The 5,883-nt window shown below is 63.0% G+C and carries 6 protein-coding genes; all 6 read right to left on the reverse strand.

What is annotated here, in order from left to right; all coding sequences use genetic code 11:
• Positions 1-248: 248 nt before the first annotated feature.
• Complete coding sequence (locus tag ACVOKO_RS19180) at positions 249-671, reverse strand: F0F1 ATP synthase subunit epsilon (protein ID WP_062167007.1); 423 nt, start codon at positions 669-671, stop codon at positions 249-251.
• An 82-nt stretch (positions 672-753) separates the two neighbouring features.
• The gene (atpD, locus tag ACVOKO_RS19185) at positions 754-2,160 is read right to left on the reverse strand and encodes a F0F1 ATP synthase subunit beta (RefSeq protein WP_346500947.1); all 1,407 of its coding nucleotides are present in this window, start codon (positions 2,158-2,160) and stop codon (positions 754-756) included.
• Positions 2,161-2,198: 38 nt separating this feature from the next.
• Entirely contained in the window at positions 2,199-3,062 is an 864-nt protein-coding gene (gene atpG / locus ACVOKO_RS19190; protein ID WP_346500949.1) for a F0F1 ATP synthase subunit gamma, read from the reverse strand.
• Positions 3,063-3,169: 107 nt separating this feature from the next.
• Positions 3,170-4,717 (reverse strand): F0F1 ATP synthase subunit alpha, encoded by a 1,548-nt coding sequence (gene atpA, locus ACVOKO_RS19195; RefSeq protein WP_346500950.1) that lies wholly within the window; start codon positions 4,715-4,717, stop codon positions 3,170-3,172.
• A 44-nt stretch (positions 4,718-4,761) separates the two neighbouring features.
• Entirely contained in the window at positions 4,762-5,289 is a 528-nt protein-coding gene (locus ACVOKO_RS19200) for a F0F1 ATP synthase subunit delta (protein ID WP_346500952.1), read from the reverse strand.
• 1 nt (position 5,290) lies between these two features.
• Positions 5,291-5,761 carry a F0F1 ATP synthase subunit B gene (locus ACVOKO_RS19205; protein WP_057626863.1) on the reverse strand — a complete coding sequence of 157 codons (471 nt, stop codon included), beginning with the start codon at positions 5,759-5,761 and terminating at the stop codon, positions 5,291-5,293.
• Positions 5,762-5,883 lie beyond the last annotated feature (122 nt).

Here is a 5,883-nt window from a genome sequence, read left to right on the forward strand (position 1 = left end):
GGGCCTCCCGGGTGCCCCCCCCGGCGCCGCTTGGCCCGCCACTACACAGGCAAACGCTTGCCGAGCATGGCTCGGCTCTACACAGGCAAACGCTTGCCGAGCATGGCTCGGCTCTACACAGGCAAACGCCTGCCGAGCATGGCTCGGCTCTACACAGGCAAACGCTTGCCGAGCATGGCTCGGCACTACGGAATGCAAAAAAAACGCCGGCTGTTGGCCGGCGTTTTTTATGTGCGTTGCTGCAGACCTCAGTGCTTGAGGTTGCGGCGCAGACGCTCCAGGGCTTGCAGCTGGGCCGTGATTTCCGCCAGCTTCTGCTGTGCCTCGGCCAGCTCCATGGCTTCGCCACGGTGGGCCAGCACGCGCTCTGCTTCTTCCTTGGCCTTGCGCACCGATGCTTCATCGATGTCGGTAGCGCGGATGGCGGTGTCGGCCAGCACGGTCACGACCTGCGGCTGTACTTCCAGGATGCCGCCGGAAATGGCGAAATCAAGGTGTTCCCCTGCAGCGGTGGTGACCACGACCTTACCCGGCTTCAGACGGGTGATCAGCGGTGCGTGCTTGGGCGCGATGCCCAGCTCGCCCAGCTCACCGGTGGCCACGACCAGGGTCGCTTCGCCGCTGAAGATCTGCTGCTCGGCACTGACGATGTCGCAACGGATGGTGCTCATGGATCTCTCTTCGCCTGGTTGGGTGGGCCTGCGCCCACCGCAGGTTGCCGCGTGGGCGGAGCGAACTCCGCCCTACGTGGAATTAGGCCTTTTCAGCCATCTTCTTGGCCTTCTCGACCGCTTCTTCGATGCTGCCGACCATGTAGAACGCCTGCTCCGGCAGGTGGTCGTACTCACCATCGACGATGGCCTTGAAGCCACGGATGGTGTCCTTCAGCGGCACGTACTTGCCCGGCGAGCCGGTGAACACTTCGGCCACGTGGAACGGCTGGCTGAAGAAGCGCTCGATCTTACGGGCGCGCGACACCGATTCCTTGTCTTCCTGGGACAGTTCGTCCATACCCAGGATGGCAATGATGTCCTTCAGTTCCTTGTACTTCTGCAAGGTCTGCTGGACGCGCTGTGCGGTGTCGTAATGCTCGGTACCAATGACCTGCGGGTCCATCTGGCGCGAGGTCGAATCCAGCGGATCCACGGCCGGGTAGATACCCAGCGAGGCGATCGAACGCGACAGGGTCACGGTCGAATCCAAGTGGGCGAACGTGGTGGCCGGCGACGGATCGGTCAAGTCATCGGCGGGCACGTAGACGGCCTGGATCGAGGTGATCGAGCCGGACTTGGTCGAGGTGATGCGCTCCTGCAGGACGCCCATTTCCTCAGCCAGGGTCGGCTGGTAACCCACTGCCGACGGCATACGGCCGAGCAGTGCCGACACTTCGGTACCGGCCAGGGTGTAGCGGTAGATGTTGTCGACGAACAGCAGCACGTCCTTGCCGCGGCCGCTGGCGTCCTTCTCATCACGGAAGTACTCCGCCATGGTCAGGCCGGTCAGGGCGACGCGCAGACGGTTGCCCGGCGGCTCGTTCATCTGGCCGTACACCATCGCGACCTTATCAAGGACGTTGGAGTCCTTCATCTCGTGGTAGAAGTCGTTGCCCTCACGGGTACGCTCACCCACGCCGGCAAACACGGACAAGCCGCTGTGTGCCTTGGCGATGTTGTTGATCAGTTCCATCATGTTGACGGTCTTGCCGACGCCGGCGCCGCCGAACAGGCCGACCTTGCCGCCCTTGGCGAACGGGCACATCAGGTCGATGACCTTGATGCCGGTTTCCAGCAGCTCGGTCGAGGAAGACTGGTCTTCATACGACGGCGCAGCGCGGTGGATTTCCCACGTGTCCGAAGCCTGCACTGGGCCGGCTTCGTCGATCGGGCGACCCAGCACGTCCATGATGCGGCCCAGGGTGCCAGCGCCGACCGGCACCGAGATGGCGCGGTTGGTGTTGGTGGCAACCAGGCCACGCTTCAGGCCGTCGGTGGAGCCCAGCGCGATGCAACGGACAACGCCGTCGCCGAGCTGCTGCTGCACTTCCAGCGTGATTTCGGTGTTGTCGACCTTCAGCGCGTCGTACACCTTCGGCACATCGCTGCGCGGGAATTCGACGTCGACGACCGCGCCGATGATCTGAACGATCTTGCCCTGACTCATTGCTGCATCCTCTAAATGTGTGCTGTTGACTGCGCGCGTTAAACCGCTGCCGCGCCGCTGACGATTTCGGAGATTTCCTGGGTGATCGCTGCCTGGCGGGCCTTGTTGTAGACCAGCTGCAGGGTTCCGATCATCTTGTTCGCGTTGTCGCTTGCCGCCTTCATCGCCACCATGCGAGCTGCGTGCTCGGAGGCAACATTCTCCAGCACCGCCTGATACACCAACGATTCGATATAGCGGGTGATCACGTGCTCAAGCACGGTTGCTGCGTCGGGCTCGTACAGGTAATCCCAGTCGTGCGAAGCCACCTGCTTTTCAGCAGCCGGCAACGGCAGCAGCTGGTCGAAGCTGGCCTTCTGCGTCATCGTGTTGATGAAGCGGTTGTACACCAGGTAGACGCGGTCAACCTTGCCTTCGGTGTAGGCATCGAGCATGACCTTGATCACGCCGATCAGCGTTTCCAGCTTGGGCTGGTCGCCGATGTTGGCCACCGAGGCGGCCATGTTGACGTTGACACGACGGAAGAACGCGCCGGCCTTCTGGCCAACGGTCACCACGTCGATCTCCGCGCCCTTGTCCTGCCACTCGCGCATTTCCGTAACGGTCTTGCGGAACAGGTTGTTGTTCAAGCCGCCAGCCAGACCGCGATCAGACGAGATCACGATGTAGCCCACGCGCTTGACCTGCGCGCGTTCCACCAGGAACGGATGCTGGTAGTCGGTGCTGGCCTGGGCCAGGTGACCGATCACCTGCTTCATCGCCTGCGCGTACGGACGCGAGGTCTTCATCCGATCCTGCGCTTTGCGGATCTTGGAGGCCGAGACCATTTCAAGCGCGCGCGTCACCTTGCGGGTGTTCTGCACGCTCTTGATCTTGGTTTTGATTTCGCGTCCGCTTGCCATCTTTTATTCCCGTGGCGCGAGGTCGAACCCCGCGTTTGCCGTACAGCGGAGCCAGGCTCCGCTGCTTTCAGTCGTGCGGAGCAGGGCTCCGCACTACAGGACTGGTATTACCAGGTGCCGGTGCTCTTGAAATCGGCGATGCCCTTCTTGAAGGCAGCTTCGATCTCGTCGTTCCAGCCACCGGTGGCGTTGATCTTGCTGATCAGCTCGCCTGCGGTGTTGGCAAAGTGCGCATGCAGGCCGGCTTCGAAACCGAGCAGCTTGTTGACCGGCACGTCGTCGAGGAAGCCCTCGTTGACGGCGTAGATCGACAGTGCCTGGTCGGCAATCGACATCGGCGCGTACTGCTTCTGCTTCATCAGCTCGGTGACGCGCTGACCGCGCTCCAGCTGCTTGCGGGTAGCTTCGTCCAGGTCCGAGGCGAACTGCGCGAACGCAGCCAGCTCACGGTACTGGGCCAGCGAGATACGAATACCGCCGGACAGCTTCTTGATGATCTTGGTCTGGGCAGCACCACCAACGCGCGACACCGAGATACCGGCGTTGACGGCCGGACGGATACCCGCGTTGAACAGATCGGTTTCCAGGAAGATCTGGCCGTCGGTGATCGAGATCACGTTGGTCGGAACGAAGGCGGAAACGTCGCCAGCCTGGGTTTCGATGATCGGCAGTGCGGTCAGCGAACCGGTCTTGCCGGTGACGGCGCCGTTGGTGAACTTCTCCACGTACTCTTCCGACACGCGAGCTGCGCGCTCGAGCAGGCGGGAGTGCAGGTAGAACACGTCACCCGGGTAGGCTTCGCGGCCCGGCGGGCGCTTCAGCAGCAGCGAGATCTGGCGGTAGGCAACAGCCTGCTTGGACAGATCGTCGTACACGATCAGGGCGTCTTCGCCGCGATCCATGAAGTACTCACCCATGGTGCAGCCGGAGTAGGCGCTGATGTACTGCATCGCTGCCGATTCGGAAGCGGTGGCAGCCACGACCACGGTGTGGGCCAGGGCGCCGTTCTCTTCCAACTTGCGCACGATGTTGGCAACGGTCGAGGCCTTCTGGCCGATCGCTACGTACACGCACTTGATGCCGGTGCCCTTCTGGTTGATCACCGCATCGATCGCCATCGCGGTCTTGCCGGTCTGACGGTCACCGATGATCAGCTCGCGCTGGCCACGGCCGATCGGGATCATCGCATCGACCGACTTGTAACCGGTCTGCACCGGCTGGTCGACCGACTTGCGCCAGATCACGCCCGGAGCAACACGCTCCACCGGCGCGGTCAGCGAGGTGCCCAGCGGGCCCTTGCCGTCGATCGGCTCGCCCAGCGCGTTGACCACGCGGCCGAGCACTTCCGGACCCACCGGCACTTCCAGGATGCGGCCGGTGGTCTTGGCCACGTCGCCTTCGCGCAGGTTCTGGTAATCACCCAGGACCACGGCGCCGACCGAGTCGCGCTCCAGGTTCAGGGCCAGGGCGTAGGTGTTGTTCGGCAGTTCGATCATTTCGCCCTGCATCACGTCGGCCAGACCGAAGATGCGCACGATACCGTCGGACACGCCGGTGACGGTGCCTTCGTTGCGCGATTCTGCGGACAGGGCGACCTTCTCGATGCGGGTCTTGATCAGTTCGCTGATTTCAGAGGGGTTGAGCGTGGTAGCCATCGTCAAGTCCTAGTGCCGGCAATCAAGCCGACGTTAAATTGAATTCAGTGGGCGAGCGCAGACTGCAGGCGCGACAGCTTGCCTTTCAGCGAGCCGTCGATCACCACGTCACCGGCGTCGATCACGGCGCCGCCGATCAGCGAAGCGTCAACCGCGGTCGATACCTCGACCTCGCGGCCGAAGCGCTTGCACAGCGCAGCCTTGATCTTTTCCAGCTCGTCAGCGGACATCTGCGTGGCCGAGGTCACGGTGGCTTTCACCACGTGTTCGGCTTCGGCGCGCAACTGCTCGAACAGACCGGCGATTTCCGGCAGCTGCTGCAGACGGCGCGACTGCGCCAGCAGGCTCAGGAAACGGCCGTAGTTTTCGTCCGCCGCTTCCGGAGCCAGCAGCGCGACGGCGTCGCCGCGTGCCAGTTCCGGATTCGACAGCAAGGCCGACACGCGCGGATCGGCAGCAACGCGGGCGGAGAACGCAAGCGCGTCCGACCACGGCGCGAACTTGCCTTCGTCACGCGCAATCGCAAAGGCGGCGCGGGCGTACGGGCGGGCAAGCGTGAGGGCCTGGCTCATCTCAGATCTCCGCAGCCAGCTCGTCGAGCAGCGCCTTGTGGGCGTTGGCATCGATTTCGCGCTTGAGCAGCTTTTCGGCGCCGGTCACGGCCAGAGCAGACACCTGCTTGCGCAGATCTTCACGGGCACGGTTGGCGGCAGCGTCGATTTCAGCCTGGGCCAGGTCTTTCTGGCGGTTGGCTTCGGCGATGGCTTCGTTCTTGGCAGCTTCAACGATCTGGTTCGCACGGGCGTGAGCCTGGTCGATGATCTCGTTGGCTTTGCCGCGCGCTTCTTTCAGCGCCTCGTTGACCTTTACTTCCGCCTGCGCCAGATCTTTCTGGCTGCGGTCGGCAGCGGCCAAGCCTTCAGCGATCTTCTGCTGGCGCTCTTCAATGGCCTTCAACAACGGCGGCCAGATCTTGGTCGCGATGATCCAGATCAGCAAGGCAAAGGCCAGGGCCTGTGCAAAGAGAGTGAGATTGATATTCATGATTAGCTCGATCGCTGGTGTCGGGGGGTGGTTTCGCCGCCCGCGCGACCCCACCCAAACAAAAACCCCAAAAGGGGGGCCACCACCACCCCCCCCCCACCCAAAAAAAGGAAACCCCAGCC

The organism is Stenotrophomonas sp. STEN240, assembly GCF_056756175.1.